Origin of the sequence: Natronocella acetinitrilica (genome assembly GCF_024170285.1) — a bacterium.
Lineage (GTDB): Bacteria > Pseudomonadota > Gammaproteobacteria > Nitrococcales > Aquisalimonadaceae > Natronocella > Natronocella acetinitrilica.
On record NZ_JALJXV010000010.1, the window covers coordinates 101,363 to 118,412 of the forward strand.

The following is a 17,050-nucleotide window of genomic DNA, read 5'->3' on the forward strand; positions in this document are numbered from 1 at the left end:
CCTCCACTTTTGAATTGCTGACGCCGCGGTCTACCCACTACTCCCGAAGTACGAGCCAAGCTGATGCGTGATCACCTGGCAATCCTGCTTGGAAACGCGCGCGCCGGTTGGGTGGATCATCCCGAGAACCTCTCGATCCCAACCCGTACCAACCGCAAAAATCCGTCGTTTCGGGTCCTTGTCTGTTGCGCTGCGGGTCACCTGCATAACTGAATCCGTAATATAATCGAAAGGCTGAAAGCCGAGCGTGAGAATACGCTTTGGGTTGATCTCCCGCACAAGCCCTCTGAGTTGTTCACTGCAGAACCGCTCCAGTGCATGCCTGATATGCGGTGGGTTATCCTTCCACCCCAAGCCGGATCGATGGGGTTTTAGTGATTTGCTCTTAAAAAATAGAAGATTCGCTCCGACCGCCTCCCGCAGACTTTGGGTGCAACCTCCGTCCCTAAACAGAGCTCTGAGTCGGACTGCTAACGGCCAGTCCTTCACCCAGTACTCATTCGCCTTCGGCCAACTCTCGATTTCCGCGTCGTAGAGGTCGTTCGGATCGAATCCGGGGTTGGTGCCCAGAATCAGCAACTCCGGCCTTAGCACGGGTGGTCCGTACAGGATGCTATACCGACACTCCCACGTCGGGTATTGACCGCGTAAGCTCGCCCACTTATTTCGGGTCTGTGTATACACTGAATGGCAATGATCTCTGAGGTCCTTATCTGTGGTGCTCATGTCGTTTCTCTCCTGTATACGTATTTGGATGTGTTTTGCTGGAAAAATCAGTTGTCTAACGACGTGAAGCTTCGAAAAAAGTCGGTATGTGCCTCGTCAACTAAACGATTTACGGCACCCTCCAGGTTCTCGAACGCCGCTCTGATCCTCATCGCACCGTTTTCAAGCTCTTTGACGATTCCGCTCTGATTCTTCCTTGCCAATAAGTCGCACTGTACGTAGGCCGCCAAGGTATCCGGCGGAGCGATAGTCTCGGCAAGAGTGGTTGCGCCAGGGAGGATGCTGGCGTCGATATATTCCTCAAGATTCGTTGAGATATCAGCTACAGAGTAAAGAGGTATAGCTGTCGCTGTGTTAAGCCCGAAACCGTGTACCTGCCCCATAAATTCCATGACTGATTCAGAGTTGACTGGCACGACCCACCACGGTCCGTGACCGAATTCCATCTCTACCGGGCAGACCGCAGGCTCGTCATGAACATCCGTCAAGTGCCGATCTTCCACGAACCAATTTATGAACGGGTCACTAAACAGTTGAAACATCTCCTCGCTTCGCGCCGCAGTTTTCCACACCTCGTAGCTTTCGTCGCATGAGCCGACGTGGATTTCCGACAAATGGGGATGCATTCGAAGCCAACGAACCTCTGTGTCTCTCGGGACGTTTAACAATTGAACCCGGGGACGGAATAGAAGGGCAGCGCGCAAGGTCGTCGCAGTATCGTGCCCATCCGCCAGCGGAACGATGCCGAGCGATGTATCAACCTGGAACCGCAAGATTCCATCTGGAACTGTGATGTTCCCCTGAATGCTGGGATATTCTGTGGGATAAGCCTGTTCAATCGAGTGCAACGTCACTGGTCCGGCAGGAACATCACGCCACTCGCTCGCAAGCTGGTAGCGAGGTACGAAGACCGGAAGACCTGAATACGGCACCCCGGCCTGAGTTCGCTCGGGAACCGATACTGGTCGGTCGCCGAGGCCAGCAATCATCAGCTCCGTCTTGTGAAAGGTTTCCGATAGCCATTCGGTAACATGGAAGGTTCCGTATCCAGACTCATCAGACGAATAGATATTCGCTTCGTCCATACGGTCAAATAATGTTGCCAACCCATGACGGTTTCCTATGGAAAGACAACAGGCATCGAGCATTCGGGAAAGTGTGCGTGCCCAAACGGGGGGACCGCCTGGATCGCCGAGCGTCGTGTCTAACGGCGTATCGCGAAACAATCGAGCCAGAAAATGCGTCGGCTCCCCGGACCGTCCCTGAGATGTTGTCGCAATGATCCCTGCCTGTTGGGCAACAGCGATGTACTTCCCAACGTAGGGGGTGAGCCTTTTGACTAAGTCCTCAGCTTCAACTCGTGTCGTAGCCGATTGTCGAATCACTAGGCGAGTAACGTATTTGTTTGCATCACCGGTTTTTGCTGAGTGGGGCCCCTTCGCTGCCTCCAGAGCTTCCCCGCGACGCCCGTGACCCAGGCTATCCAGGATGGTCCCTAGGTTCCTGGCGAGTTGAATGAGAAATGCCCGTTCATCAGGATGCCTCTTTCTCAGCTTCCATTTGCTCCAAGTGGATCCATGCTGATCCTTTAGCAGCTCGAGGCGCTCAAAGATGCGCTGGTTCGGCGATGGCGGCAGGCTAGCGTCATCCGTCTTGCTGGATCGACGCCGGTTCAGTGCCGGGGGTATTGGTGTAACTCTGCTCATGTGTCAAGCCTCCTAAGTGAGCCTGCCTTCGACTTGCTTTGCCGCTTTGGTTCAAATGAGTTGCTCGTCTTTCCGAGCTGTCACGCATGACCCTGCGTTAGGGGCTCGGTCACGGATCAAAGGTAAAAACCGCCCGAACTGTCGGTGTTACTAGCGCGACCTCCGACTGCGCGCTGGCCTTCAAGCATCAATGTGGTAACGGTATCAACGTGTCCCCGATGCGTCCCCATCATTTTGCGCTGAAATTCTGCGCTGTTTAGTCTACGAATCCTGCGTCATTTATAACGTTGAATTGGGTCGGCGAGATGGCTCGAAAATGCGGTGTCCGTCGACTTCTCAGAAACCGCATGGCGCGGGGTATGGTCGGAACCGGGTGTCCAGCAGTGCACTGGGCGCGGCGGCGGATTCCCACACCGCAAGGTGGGACATAGGAAGACGGGCGAGGTGCCTCCAGGGAGATTGACCTGGAGTAACCCTTCCGCCTCTCCGCGACCTCCCGGGCGGCCCGCTCGCGCTCCGCAACAGGCCCGGTCGACTTTGTGCAGTGCGCACCGTCTGCGACTCCAGCGACTGCGCAAAAACACGACATCAAATGATTGGTTGGCGTCGTGCGGCCGATCCCCGCGCTATGCTCATCTGGACGCGGTATAGCGCCTGACTCGCCCCACTGGTGGGTAGGCTGGTGTCATCCGAATCATCCACTTCGCGGTTCTTTCGTTGATCACAGCGGGGACCTGCGCAGAGCTGCGTCTGGCTTCCTGGAACATCCATCATCTGGGATGGGACAACGACAAGAGCTACGAAGCCGTCGCCCCTATAAGCGCCCAGTTGGATTTCGTCGCCATCCAGGAGCTCAACAGCGACGGCCTGGAGCTCCTGGTCGAGACCCTAGAGCGAAAAACGGGTGAGGAGTGGGGAAAGTCCAAACGTAAATCGCGGACATTTGGGCGAGCAACACCAAAGGAGGTTCACGACAAGGTTGTGGCAAAGGCCCGGTCGGGACAGTTTTTGTCGGCGAATGCTATAGCGGAGCAGAAGAAACGGGTGGGTAGCGCGATCCACCCGGGCACTGTAATCGAAATACCGGAAGACGCGGGCCTGTATGGTTCCGTCAGGGTGAGGCAGCCTGATGCAAGCGTGCGGAAAAGCGTGACCTGCTGGTTTAGCGCAAGAGGTGGTGAGGCGCGAGGTAAGGCTAATAGTAGCCCTTCCCGGGTATAGTGTGTCGAATACCCCCACGGGGGTCTGGACATCACCAGCTGGTCGTGGGATCAATGAAAGTGGCAGTGTCCCACCGTCTGGCCCGCGGCTGCACCGTGGTTAAAGCCTACGTTGAAGTCGGCAACACATGGATCCGCTCCTCGGGTTCAATCCGCCGCTCCTCAGTCCACTCCAAAAGATCACGCACAAGGTAGCGCATTGAATTTGGAGCATAGCGGTAGACTGCTAACTCACCTTGAGAAACCAGTCGACGAAGGCTTCGAGGTGAGAGACCGGCAATCTTGGCGGCGACCTGTGGGGAGACGAGTTCATCGAACCCGATATCGCAGCCACCGATGTTGATGCAGCCCTCGTAGTCCTCGACCTGCGGTTGGTTCGTCTGGTGCTTTTTGAGGTTCTGTTTTGTATGCGTCACGCTTACTTCTCCTTGCAATTGTTTCTAGGGGTGACCGAAACAGGTCTAAACATATGAATATATTTATAATATATTGCAGGCTGCAAAAGAGTATTTTTTCTTATATTTCTAAAAGAAGTGCGTGTTCTTGTTGTCGTAATCGAATGGAAAAAGTATTCGAAGAACACAAGCTATGGAATGCCTCTCTCTAATTTTTTCGCCGTTTTCCAAAAGAGTGTCAGCGGAAGAAATCAAGTATTTAAATCTTTTTTAAATAACTATTGCAAGTATGAGTAAACACTACTGCCATCGTGATTGATCGATGATGCTTGGAATTTGTATGGTTCCTTTGCCATAAACACAATAACGGACAAGAAAACGGTCTTCGTTGCTCATAAACCGTAATTCGACGACACGTCTCCCATCTTTTATCCAGGATTCGCCGATAGTAAGTCTCTCGATGCCGTTTCCAAATAGCGTCCCTGAAACGTTTTGATCCCTAGCGAACTGTTCGCACTCTTCTTTGATTTGGCTTATTGCAATAAGCGTAGGAGAGGGCATCCCTAGACTGAACCACCATATTCCGCCAAGCATTATGGCTATAAAGAAAAAAATTGTCGTGAACCAAAATCCATTTCGTTCACTTGACGATGCTGCGGCTTTCTCGGTGGAAAGTGAATTTCTATTTTTATGTGCGAACTTATCGCTGGCATAATCTCGTTCGACTTCCGTGTTATTTTCCTCGGAATATATTTTCTTCTTCAATCCACAGCTTGGACAAAAATTAGCCTCAGCAGATAGGCGTTCACCGCACTGGGTGCAAAATAAAGATTTACTTTCACGCTCATTGGAATCGGCGGCTTCTTCTTTCTCATCGATCGCCTCAGCCGTCTGCTCTCTATCGCTGCTTATCTTTCTTATAATTATTTCTTTCCCACGCCTCACTGCTTCATAGCCGTTAAGTCTTTTGTCACGGATCGTCTCCAACAATTCCAAAGGCGTTAATTCGTAGTGAGATGCAAACTCATCTAATGTAAAGGTTTCCTGCTCGTCCTCTATTATTCCCATAAATGGCCCATCCTTCCGTTCGAAAAGACTCTTTGACTGACTAGGCTGCGTTTTTTCGTCAGCATCTTTTTTCTGCTCATCGATGATATTCGATTAACATCAAAACGCCTGTCTGTTTTTAACAGACTCCCTTATTCCGGTCGGCCGTATTTGTTTAGAACTGTGCTACAGCTTCCGACCTTCGATTTCCAACTATTTTTTGAGAAAACTTCTCCACCAAAGGCAATCGCGATGATCATAAAAAGGGCCCTAATTCTTACAGGTTTTGGATGTATGGTGTGGAATCTCTTTCTGGGATAGTCTTTCCGATCTATATGAGCTGTCCTGTAACTTACCTTTACGGGAACCGCGGTCTACGGACCTATATACTGATGCCGCTCCGCGTGAACGGGTAGAGCCAATCAGAAACCGCACTAGCAAATGTCGATCCAGATATATATTTAACAGGCAGATCATGGAGTTACCTGAATTGACACCGGCCCGAACAGGATGCCTCGGCTGAAGTTGTTAAGAATGTCGACAAAATGGCCATCTGGAGCTCGTTCCAGAGCAGCACCCGCGCCGCTCATTCGAGCCGATGGCAAACCTTACCTCGCGCCTCACCATCTTCTCCGCGCTTCAGAAGACGGCCTGATGACCCGCGATATGTGGCAGCAGTTCATCCAAATTGCCAGAGACGGTGTCGTTATGACGTGGATGGTTCCAACAAATATAACGAAGCGCTCTTGAAACGAATCAATGCCTTAGAGAGATCTATATTCTAGGTATTGAGTTGATACTCCATTACTTAGACGGCTCGATACGTCGTTCCTCTGTCCACTCGACAAGGTCGCGCACTAGGTACCGTGCTGAGTTTGGCGCATACCGATATACAGGTAGCTGACCATCGAAGACCAGTCGGCGAAGGCTCCGAGATGAAAGGCCGGTAATTTTTGCGGCGATTGCAACGGGGACGAGTTCGTCGAAGCCCACAATGTTGAGATGACCTTCCTGGTAGCCATCTTCCGCATATGGGGATTTCTGTTGAGTCTGGACTGCCTGTTCTGTGTCTCGCATGGTGTTTTCCCTTAGTTCTATTGTAATCCATTTCAATATTTCTGCCGCATCCATTGTATTTATTATTCTGGCGGACCGGTTATTTGTGTGCGGTATCTCTATTACGAGTTGACTCAGTTGGACGTTGGTGGAGATGTCCGTAATTTGCGGGAACCACGTTTCACTTATCAGTGTTCTCCGGGTATTGTCTGGGCTTGTTGCGTCTAGAGATAATAGCCATTTTTTAACTATATGGTTTTTATTGAAGTCTCTAAATTATCGTTGTATCCCGGTTTTTTATTTGTTAAGTGTACTAAGTGTATGCAGTGAATGCTTTTCTACTTTATCGTCAATTTGAAAGTTATCTTGGTTAAATCCATGTTATATGCGTAAAGCATTCACTGTATACACAACATACACAAAAATTGGAATACGGAGGAGCGACATTAATCACTGCATGTCATCGCATAAGTAACAAAGCATGTATTTAAAAAAGGGAAGACCTAAGGCTTCCCTTTTTGCGCGGGTTTAACTCCTAAACTTGCAACTTCTTAGAAGTGTAGGAGGAAACAGGTGATATCCCTAGGTTTTCTTGGATAACTTTAAATCCGTTTAAGGCATATCCGCTACTTTGCCTAGTGACGTCAAAGCCTCGGTTTCGGATGGACTTCGTGAGGCTTTGCTGAGTCCAGGGGGTCATGCCTCGCTCTTCGCACCACTGCTTGAATGCGCTGTATACGTCCTTTGTCAGCACAAACCCTTTGTCCGTCTTTTCGAGACAGTCAGTCATGAACTCCTTCAGAGTGTCTTCGCTATCTAGGTAATCACGGGATGCGTCGACAACGCGTTGAGGGGCGTTCAGGCCTTGTTTCTGCCACTCTATGGCCCCGTCAATCATCCAACGGAGGATCGCAGGCCACTCGGCTTTTAACTTGTCCATGAGGTCAGGATCCCTGTCCCGATCACTAATCTGGCGGGTAAATGGAATCAACAGAAGACGACGACGCATGGCGTCATCGACAGTCCTGAGAGCAGGTTTTTGATTACCGATCATGAAGACCGTGCACTCGGGTGAGAACTCAAAGAAATCCTGCCGCATGCGGCGCGCCGAAATTAGATCTCCCCCTGTTAGGTCTTTAAGTAACGACTCGTTCCAGGTTGCGCCTACGGGAAGTTCGGCTGCCGTAACAAGCCGTTTCCCTTCCATGCTAGCTAAATCTGTTGGATGCTGCGGTCCGCGGTTGGCGAGGAAGGTTTCGGCAGGAGTGCGTGTTGCATACTCGCCCATGATTTGATGGATAGTGTTGCAGAAGACCGACTTTCCATTGCCCCCAGTTCCAAAGATGAACGGCAGCTTGTGCTCGCTGGTCAGCCCGGTTAAGGCGTAGCCGCATAGACGCTTTAGGAAGCCCACCATCTCCGCATCATCTTCCTGTGTTTGCGCAAGGAAGGCCTCCCACTGAGCCGCATGGGCACCGAGTGAAGCTGGAGTGACGGCAACTTGCCGGGTGATTAAATCCCCACGTTCAGCGGCACGCAGCGTTCCGCTGCGGAGATCCACCGTGCCGCCCGGTGTTCCCACTAACATTGGGTCAGAATCGAAATCCTTTGGAGCCGCAATTAGGTCTGAGTTGCTTTGCGCGGTATTTGCGACGTTGATAAAAAAACTTCGCTGCCGCAGATTTTTCGCATGGCTTTTCCATCGAGCTTCAAACTTATTCGCCTCATCCGTGGAACCAATGTTTTGCGCGTATTCTTTTGCCCACTTTTCCACATCAAGTGCAAGATCGCGAATAAATGACCTAGTTTGGGTAATATGCGTCTGCTTTTGATCCAAAGACCAGACAGTGCCGTTCCAAAAGAACCAATTGCCCTGTTTCGCCACATACTTAGCGTTATTTTGCCATCCGTATTTCGCCGACAGATCAAGAGCCAATTGATCGTGCGTAAGGTCCGGAAGCCCGTCAGTGCCGAGACTAATTAGGCTATTATTCGCCGAACCAGATATTGGCGGGGCGATGGGGGGACTGCCGGTCCAACCTGCTTGCTTAGCCATATGGAACAGTGTTCCTAGCTTGACACCATTGGGACAGTTAGAGTTGAAAGTTTCCCACATCTTTGCCGTCTCTCCGTCCCGATACTTGTGGCCTTTGACACTCCATTGGTCCCAGAGCTCGAAGGCCGCTGACCCGGCCTTGGTCGAGTGGAGTGCCATTCCTACGCGAAGCCAGGAGTTGTAGTCACAGTCAGGGTCTAGGGCCCCTAGCGCGCTGAGGATCTCAGCCGGGTTTGTGAGGAAGTTCTTCCCGGAAGCGCTCGCCACCGTCCTACGCCCTTCCAATCCAACCGGTGGAAACGCAGTCTTCAATCTGTCCCAAGGGATAGGTCGTTCTGCAGTGCTCTTGACTATATGAACCATATGGGGTTTGTTCGGGTCTTTTTGGTGGTAAAACCCCGGAAGTCTTAAAACACGCGCTCTATCCTTCGCACTGGGATCGCTGCCATAGTCCTCCACCATCCGCCGCTGAACGGCCTCGAACTCATGAGGGGACGCGCCTTCCGTTAAGAAGTATCGGTGATACTTGTTCGGACTGGATTGCACGGTTATGTGTGGGTCCACTGGGAAGCGTGTATCACTCCCTTCGTCGTCTTCTTGAAAAATAGCGCGGATACGGGTGATATTTTCTTTCTTGCGACCTTCGCCGTCTGTCTCCTGTACGGTGACGAATACACCCGCACCTTGCTGGTTCAGTTTCGTTAGCTTTTTTGCATACTCATCTAACGTTCCAGAGAAAATGCGTGCGTACTGGGACGAGTTTTCCTTGGCCTGCGGCGTATCTGCAAAAGTCTGGAAAGTAAAGACTTCTGCTTCTCCGTCGAGAAGCGAAAGAAACTTTTGGGCTTCCTGCAGGTTGGGCTTGATGTTGTCGGTTTCGTTGTTCTTGCTATCGTTTACATTATTTTTAATATCTGCTTTTAGCATGGTATTTTCTCCTATAGGCTAAATTTTTTACATAAGGATTCTCCTTACTTGTCCGTATTTATCCATTCAAGACGACTCGGTATAAGGAATAGAAATATAAGGACTTAAAAAATGTTTTTAATTTAATAAAAATTCTTTATTTTTTACATGGCCAGATCCTTTTAGTTTATATGAAACGATAAAATTCTATCAATTAAGCTTCTTCTCCCATCGCTCCAGCTCATCTAGGCGCCAGCGCTTAAGTCCACCGATGTCATGCGGTTTCGGCATGATTCCTTTTTCTGTCCAGCGCCAAATGGTGGTTCTACTGATGTTGTATCGCTTTTGGACTTGATTGTTCGATAAGTACATATTGCTCTCCTTTTTCACGGTTGGATTGGCGTATTATATGAATAACAGGGAAAATTGCAAGCATCTGTTTTGGTTGAAGTTTTTGTTTTAAATTTTGCGAAATTTCTTATTTTAAATTTTCAATTTCATTCCCCAGGCGGCGCTCGAAGACTTCTAACATCTCCCGTTTTTGATCTAAAAAATCCCACCGGTCGTAGTGCCTCACGTCAATTCCTAGCTGTCCGTGGTTCTGAAGCCGGTTACGCCACTCAGAGTTGTATCCGAGTTCACCCAGCCGGGTTTTCACGGTTGAGCGGAGGTTTGCAGGGGACCACGGTTCAAGCGGCGTTATACCGCGGAGCCGGTCTTGTTCATCCATGAATGGCCGGAGTCGGTTGCGTACAAATTGAGCAGGTGCGGTGCTACTCATTGGAGCATCGTCGCGTCGCGTGTTGGGAAATAAAAATGGTGTACTGCCAGTGAACTCTTTCAAATATTTGAGTTCTTCTAGGGCCATGGGGCATAACGGCATGATGTGCGGGCGTCTGTTTTTCGTACCTGCTTCATTAGAGCCGCGGTTGGCTGGGATCTCCCAGAGACTTTTTGTTAGGTCGAACTCGCTCCACCTAGCCTGGCCGACTTCAGTAAAATGCATGCCCCCTAACAGCAGTTGAAGTTTGACTTCCGCCTTCATTATGGGGGATCCGGGTGCGAATGGGAGGGCTGTCCAGATACGTGCGAGTTCTGAGAAATCTAGGGCGCGGTCTCGCGTTGCTGCGGAAGGAGGTTGGGACGGAATAGCATCCATCGGGTTCATGCTTAGGCCGAACGAAAGCTCTGAGTTTACATGCGCTGGATTATGGTCATGATGCAGCCCTGTTTTAAATACGGCATGGAGGAAGGTGCGTAGGCGGTTGGCGGTGTTAGGGCTGGCTTTGCTTATAGCGCTGCCTATGACTCTCTGTAGGTCCAATGGTGTGATGTCGGCGACCTTGCACGTGAGGAGCGAGGTTGGTACCCACCGTTCAAACGTCCCCCTAAGGTCGTCGACGTATCTTTGCGTCCGACCTTTTTGTTTGAGCGTTGTTAGATGAGTCGCGAGCAGTTGCTCTAGCGAGCCGCGGGACGCTTCGAGTTGTCGCTTATTTTCCGCTTCCGCTTTTCGTCGATCTTCTGTCAGACGTGCCTCTTGCCGTGCTTCCCTGGGATCTACGCCACTCTGAATTAGTTTCCGCGCCTCAGAAGCTTGATCCCTTGCCTCGCGTAGCCCCGTGTCTGGGTAGCGTCCAAGATTTAAAAACTTCCGCTTGCCTTTCCCCGTATATGCCTGGAAGAAAGTGATTGTGCCTGCTGGGGTAACTTGTGCCCCGAAGCCTGACCTGTCGTTATCCCAAAGTCGGTAGGGGCCTTTGCGGGGTTGGGCAGTATCGAGCTTCTTGACCGTGAGCATCGCAGGGTGACCTCCGTAGTGCATATTGTAGTGCATACACTAGCATGCATAGAGAGCATTAACCTGAAACAGTGGGCTACGGAGTTTCCTTTAAAAAAAGTAAAAACAATAAGTTAAAAATTTTTGGATACGTCGTGAAGTGTCATGAGACAAAAAACATACTGATTCGTAATCAGTAGGTCGGGGGTTCGACTCCTCTCGCCGGCACCATAAAAACAACGGCTTGCGCCTATCGACGCAAGTCGTATTCTTTTGTGTAGGCAGTAGCCCCCACGAACACCGTCTTTTTGCAGATGTTGAACCGATCGGGTTCAGCTCGGCGGCACGTTGTCGAGTCCGAGCAAGTATTCCTCAGGTGTTAGCGCTGTAACCGGAGAGGCCCTGAAGTCTTGAACTTTACGCGTGATAATCGTATCGCAGTCTGATGTCTCAGCCGCGGCTGCCACAACCGCGTCTTCAAAATCTGTCCATCTCAGGGCCTGCGCTCGCCTCAGTTCCGGCTTCCCGACGGTTGCTATCGAAAAACGGCCAAGCAACCATTCGACCACTCGGGATGCTGTATCCGCGCTCTGATGGCGACTGACAAGAAAGTGAATCGTGGTGACCACGTGTGCTGGAAGTGCACCCATGACCTCTTTGCGGAGCACCCTGTCCAGCACTAAAGCCGATGCCCGGTAGTGAGGATTACGTTTTTGTACGACATCGAGCACAACATTCGTGTCGAGGAGAATCATGTGTGCTTATTGGTGAGATGGCGCCGATATTCATCTTCAGCATCAAGATCGGCGGGTATCAGACCGGTTATGAAATCCAGATCTGGCGACGGTTGATGTGTTTCCAGGGCACGCATCCGGCGCAGGTACCGATCAATCACCTCAGTCACAGTCAAGCCGTGGGCTTTGGCATAGGTTTTCGCAAACTCCACGTCTTGTCGCGGGAGGCGAATGGTGAGTTTGGTCGTCTCGGTGTCCACGCAATAATCCTTATCGTACGGCAAATGTAGCGACAGTATTCGGCTGTCCAGGGATGGAACAAAGGGATGAACTTCCCGAAGACATTCGTCCATACGATTACACTCTTTACAAGGGCATCTGGGAGTGCGTCCCCCAAATGCTGAATTGTGTAACCTATGTCTCCGGTATACTCCGTTACCTATGTGTCAGGTAGCACAAGGGGTTAGGCTGAATGCCTGCCCCCTTCCTTTTCGAACTCCGGTCACTTGGTGCAAGTTTGGGTGCACATGAGGTGCATACCCTTGGGGCGCGCACGGCCCCAAGGTTGCCATCGCAGGCTGAGCCACGACTACAGAGTAGTGTCGAGGAAGGTTCCTTGTTGAAGCGGGAAATGATCCCAAGGCGGGGGTTCGACTCCCATTACTGCAACAACTCGTCGGTTAACAGTCGACCATGATTCAGGAACCGGTCGTAGAGCCGTTCACTCCGCTCGGCCAACTTTTCGTCGTCCTCCCAGGAGCCGGGACGATCAAACGCAGTCCCGGTGCGGTATCCATTCCCAACCCCTCGGATGAAGGCAGTGACAGCCTGCGTTGTCGCCCGATCGTCCCGCACCGAGCCATCCGTTGCGTCGAGTTCAGCAACCACGATCCCGTCGACAAGCTGATGGTCCAGCGCGCCTGACAGCAAGTCATCGATGCCACCCCCAATGGTCGACGTCAGATTCGGAGACCGCTCGTCCAGGAAGGCGGTTGTACCTTCACGCTCGCGCAAGATTGAGAAACCACCGGTCACCTGATGCACGAGCCGCCACTGAGCGGCCACATCGATACGATCGGATGCAGCAACGGCAGCACCTTCTTCAAATCGTACCTCTGCTGGAAGGCCCCAGGGCGTCGCAGGACCGTCCTCACCCAGCAGTGCATCGCTCATCGCTGCTGCGCGATCGAAGAGTTGCGCGGCCACTTGCCGATCCGATTCTTCACCGAATATATGAAGAATCTCGTAGAGACCCTTATGACCTCGAACCAGGGCGCCCAAGTCATCAATCGCCCAAGTGGTGCCGCCGTCGTCGAAACGGTACACACCCGCGTCTTCGTCCCAGTGCTCATCAAGCGTGGTCGCGACGGCGCGGGCCACACCAAGCAGCTCGCCCCGGTCATGACCCATCCACGCTTCCATGGTTGCTTCATCAAGTTGGCCCATGTCAGACGCCCCGCCGGGTTTGTGCCAGCGCACCCAGGCGTAAGCTGTTGCGTGAAACGCGTCCAGCCCATGCGCCATGGCCGAGGCATCCGGAGCGTTATCCGTCTGACCCGGCTGATGGAATCGGCCGTCAGTGTATCGCTCGCGCAGCAATTGTTGTCCGATTTGACTGAGAAACGGCGAAGGCTCGTGGGTCAGTTCATCAAACAGACCGTGGGCCTCAAAGCGACCGGCACTGTGATGCATGTGGTAGATGTACGCAGCGTCCGCATGTATTCGCATTGCCGCTGGTTCCTCCGGTGACGCCGCATCCCGGAGATCACCGTTGTCGACGTGGCGGTCTCGGGCATCCCGGAGCAGCTCCAGCCATGTTTGACCAATACTGCCCATAGGGTCGCCGGCGAGTGTCGGCTGATAAGCCTCGTGCCCAAGTTCGCTCGAGCGCATGAGTCGCCCTTTCACTGTCAGCGCACCCAGGGCCGCAAAGGTGTCGGCAGCGGAGCCTTCGTACGAATCAACTCCACGCTCTGGTGCGACGGCGGCGGCAAGTGGTACTGCAATGGCGCCCGCACAGGTACCGATGGCGATGGCAAGTGCACGCACGTTAATTCCAGACATTCATTACTCCAGTTCGATGCAAATGGCACCAGGATGAGGTTTCGCCGGCGCAGAGTGGACGTAGACCGTACGTGGAGTCTTCAAGTGGCCGGTTGACCTGAATCAATCAAGCGATGACTGCGCCTCTTACCCGATTGTGGGCGAGACGTAGACCAAGGACGCCAGTACCGCGCGGAGAGAGGGGGAGCTTGCATACAGACGTGTCTACTGGGACTAGAGTCTTAGGGGACGAGCCCATTCGAGCCAAGGGCCTGACGAGGCGGGGGTCAGCGAGGCAGAGCCGACGCTGATATCAAGGCGGCGACATGCAGGTGGATCCGATAACAGGTAATAGGGAAGCTCTGACTGCCAGTAAACCGAAATATCTAGTCGTCGCGATCTATACGATTGTGGCGTTGTCCTATGTGGTGTGGCGTTCCGGCACGCTCAACCCTGACGCAATACTGTTTTCCGCCTCGGTCTTCGCGGCCGAACTCTTTGGCATCGGCACCATGCTGCTGCTGCTGCACATGTGCTGGCGGCTGCCCGACCGGAAAGCGCCTCCGCCACCTCCCGGACTCACCGTGGACGTGTTCATCACCACGTACAATGAACCCGTGGATGTGGTCAGACGGACCCTGCTAGCCGCTGTGGGCATGAAATATCCCCACATGACCTGGCTGCTCGATGACGGGGACCGGGAAGAAATGCGCGCGCTTGCACAGCGGCTCGGCTGCCTTTATCTGGGGCGCTCGGAAAACACGGACGCAAAAGCCGGTAACCTGAACAACGGACTCAAATACGGTACAGGTTCGATTGTGGCCCTGTTCGATGCCGACCACGCACCGCACAAGCGTTTTCTGCTGGAAACGCTGGGCTACTTCCGGGACAGCCAGGTTGCGTTCGTGCAGACGCCGCAGGAGTTCTACAATCTCGACTCCTACCAGCATCGCGTCACGCGCAGGAAAAGAAACCTCTGGACCGAACAGTCACTGTTTTTCAACATCATCCAGCGTGGAAAGGATTACTGGAACGCGGCCTTTTTCTGCGGCAGCTGCGCCGTGTTGCGCCGCCGGGCCCTGGATGAAATCGGCGGCTTTGCAACCGGCTCGGTGACGGAGGATCTCCACACATCGTTGCGGCTTCATGAGAAAGGCTACGAATCGGTCTATCACCCGCACCCCCTGGCCTATGGCATTGCCGTCATCGACGTTGCCGAGTACATGCGTCAGCGGTTGCGTTGGGGCCAGGGGGCCATGCAGGTCTGGCGCCGTGAGCGCCTGTTGAGCAACACAAACCTCACCCTCCCGCAGCGACTGAATTACTTCTCCAGCATCATCACGTACTTCGATGGCTGGCAACGCGCGATCTTCTATACGGTGCCCGCGTTCGCGCTTTTATCGGGCAAGTTGCCGATCAATATCACCGTGCTTGAATTCCTTCTGATCTTTCTGCCTTATCTGGCGGTGACATTCTGGACCTTTGGCGTCATTACGCGGGGCCACAGTCACCTTTTTCTGGGTGAAGAGTACAATTTCGCCCGTTTTGCGGTTTTCTGCCAGTCCACTTTGGCCTTTTTCCGCCGACGCCTGCGCTTCGTGGTTTCCGCGAAGAAACGCAACCCGAGTCCGTCGACGCTCGCCCCGCTGTACCCGCAGATTTTCATCCTCCTGCTCAGTGCCGTAGCGATACCAGTGGGCATTTTCGTGCATTACCGAAGCGGGAATCTTGCGCTGGATGCACTGATCGCCAACATTTTCTGGTGCGGACTGGTCATGAGCATCGCATTCAGCCTTCTGCGCTTTACCCGTGTTAACGCTCGTCATCGCAGGCAGGAGTATCGCTTCAGCATACCGACCTGTGCCCTGATCAAGCTGGAGGGCCATTCCGAAAAGCTTGTGACCGTGGAAGACCTGTCCGCCCAGGGGTTCAGCTTTCATGGGGACTTGTCCGGGCCGGTGGAATCCGGCAAGAAGCTGACCGGATACCTCCACGTGCCCAGTGGGCCAATGCCGTTTCGCGGCTGGATTCGCAGCATTCGGCAGGCACCAACGGACTCGCGGCGGATAGCAGCGACATACGGCTGCGAGTTCGAAGCCCTGCCCGAGGAAGTCGTCAAGCAACTGGAGGCTTTTCTGCATGGCAATGATCTGCAGTGGCATTTCCTCAGGATTTCAGATCACACGCACAAGCTGCTGCGCCCCAACGGGCCGGATGCGCTGGAAGAGAGCAAAGGGGCGCTGTTTGCCAATGTAGGACATTGGCAATGCTGCACTTATTCCCGACCCGTCGAGTTAACTTTGCGCGAATTCCAGGGGGTTGTCTCGTCCGCCGGTGTGGGCCCCGATGAAGACAGGAAAATGGTGCTGATGCAGGAGGTTCCCGAAGGCACCAGCGTCATGATCACAGTAGGAGGCAGCGACGACACGCAGGAACTCTTCGGCGAAGTCACGGAAGACGGGAGAGTCGAGACCGCGGATGGCCCGGTTTATCTCTACACGCTTCAAAACGTCCGGAGCATGACGACATGGAAACGTTCTTCCGCATGACACTGTGCCGAGGGCTTGCCTGTGCACTCGCCGCAGTGGCCGCTCTGGAGGCTAGCCCAGTCAAGGCCGACTGGATGTTGCTTGGTGGAGCGGAGGAGGTGTTCGATGGCCGCTTTGCCCAGGTAACCGCATTGTTTCCGTTCTCGGGGCAGTTGGGAAACGGGTTCGTTCACCGCTACAGCGTCAGCTATATCGGCTACGAGTATCCGGTGGAAGACGACGTCGTAGAGGCGGATAGCTGGGGTGGCTCCGTGGCAATCGGTTACCAAATTCCGGTGCCCAACGGCTGGCTGGGCTTTGGCGCGGGGGCCGCCTACCGCAATACGCATTACACCCCGTCCCAGCCGGACAATCCGCAGGAGGGCTCGAGCATCGTCGCCCAGGTCGATATTGATGCAGGCCTGCTGCACGCAAACCGTTTGCTGTACGCGACGAGTATCAGCTATACGCCGCGTTATCGCGCCTATTGGGGGCGTGCCAGGGTGCTTGTGAGAACCAGCCCGAGGACTTTGCTGGGCCCCGAATTCGTTGCCCATGGCGACCGCGACTATGACGCACGGCAATTCGGCCTTGCGCTGCAGCTCAACCGGGTTGTCGGACCACTGGAGCTCGTGATCAAAGCCGGCACCAAACGCATACGGGATGGCGAGAGTGGCGCTTACGGTGGGGTCGAGTTTCTCCGTCACTTCAATTGAAGTACGCGAAACGCTGTCCTGCCGGTCGGATGCGGCGGCGGGGCGAACGCCGGCGCCTGACGGTTGTCTCGAAGGGACGACAGGCGTCATGCTCAGTAGCGTAGGTTTTCATTTCAGGCCGGTGCCTCAGCGTCACC

General features: G+C 53.3%; 12 protein-coding genes. 2 read left to right on the forward strand and 10 right to left on the reverse strand.

Annotated features, from left to right (window positions below):
- Positions 1–30: 30 nt before the first annotated feature.
- The 10 genes from J2T57_RS18820 to J2T57_RS18860 all read right to left on the reverse strand — a co-directional run bounded on the left by J2T57_RS18820 (position 31) and on the right by J2T57_RS18860 (position 13,690).
- Positions 31–579 (reverse strand): hypothetical protein, encoded by a 549-nt coding sequence (locus J2T57_RS18820; protein ID WP_253483373.1) that lies wholly within the window; start codon positions 577–579, stop codon positions 31–33.
- Between the two features lie 194 nt (positions 580–773).
- Complete coding sequence (locus J2T57_RS18825) at positions 774–2,432, reverse strand: hypothetical protein (RefSeq protein ID WP_253483376.1); 1,659 nt, start codon at positions 2,430–2,432, stop codon at positions 774–776.
- Positions 2,433–3,759: 1,327 nt separating this feature from the next.
- Positions 3,760–4,068, reverse strand: coding sequence for a helix-turn-helix domain-containing protein (locus J2T57_RS18830; RefSeq protein ID WP_253483379.1), 309 nt, complete (start codon positions 4,066–4,068; stop codon positions 3,760–3,762).
- A gap of 279 nt (positions 4,069–4,347) precedes the next feature.
- Positions 4,348–5,115, reverse strand: a complete 768-nt coding sequence (locus tag J2T57_RS18835) for a zinc ribbon domain-containing protein (RefSeq protein WP_253483382.1) — start codon at positions 5,113–5,115, stop codon at positions 4,348–4,350.
- 1,570 nt (positions 5,116–6,685) lie between these two features.
- On the reverse strand, positions 6,686–9,133 hold the full coding sequence (locus J2T57_RS18840) for a phage/plasmid primase, P4 family (RefSeq protein ID WP_253483386.1): 2,448 nt from the start codon (positions 9,131–9,133) through the stop codon (positions 6,686–6,688).
- Positions 9,134–9,322: 189 nt separating this feature from the next.
- The gene (locus J2T57_RS22500) at positions 9,323–9,484 is read right to left on the reverse strand and encodes a helix-turn-helix transcriptional regulator (protein ID WP_366519132.1); all 162 of its coding nucleotides are present in this window, start codon (positions 9,482–9,484) and stop codon (positions 9,323–9,325) included.
- A gap of 106 nt (positions 9,485–9,590) precedes the next feature.
- A complete protein-coding gene (locus J2T57_RS18845) occupies positions 9,591–10,913 on the reverse strand; it encodes a tyrosine-type recombinase/integrase (protein WP_253483389.1) in 1,323 nt (440 codons plus the stop codon).
- A gap of 311 nt (positions 10,914–11,224) precedes the next feature.
- Complete coding sequence (locus J2T57_RS18850; protein WP_253483392.1) at positions 11,225–11,647, reverse strand: type II toxin-antitoxin system VapC family toxin; 423 nt, start codon at positions 11,645–11,647, stop codon at positions 11,225–11,227.
- Positions 11,644–11,886, reverse strand: a complete 243-nt coding sequence (locus tag J2T57_RS18855) for a DUF6364 family protein (protein WP_253483395.1) — start codon at positions 11,884–11,886, stop codon at positions 11,644–11,646. The genes J2T57_RS18850 and J2T57_RS18855 overlap by 4 nt, the downstream gene beginning before the upstream one ends.
- A gap of 400 nt (positions 11,887–12,286) precedes the next feature.
- Positions 12,287–13,690 carry a hypothetical protein gene (locus J2T57_RS18860; RefSeq protein WP_253483397.1) on the reverse strand — a complete coding sequence of 468 codons (1,404 nt, stop codon included), beginning with the start codon at positions 13,688–13,690 and terminating at the stop codon, positions 12,287–12,289.
- A gap of 389 nt (positions 13,691–14,079) precedes the next feature.
- Here J2T57_RS18860 and J2T57_RS18865 point away from each other — a divergent pair, with 389 nt between their 5' ends.
- Positions 14,080–16,218 carry a glycosyltransferase gene (locus tag J2T57_RS18865; RefSeq protein ID WP_253483400.1) on the forward strand — a complete coding sequence of 713 codons (2,139 nt, stop codon included), beginning with the start codon at positions 14,080–14,082 and terminating at the stop codon, positions 16,216–16,218.
- The gene (bcsS, locus tag J2T57_RS18870) at positions 16,197–16,913 is read left to right on the forward strand and encodes a cellulose biosynthesis protein BcsS (protein WP_253483404.1); all 717 of its coding nucleotides are present in this window, start codon (positions 16,197–16,199) and stop codon (positions 16,911–16,913) included. The genes J2T57_RS18865 and bcsS overlap by 22 nt, the downstream gene beginning before the upstream one ends.
- Positions 16,914–17,050: the final 137 nt, after the last annotated feature.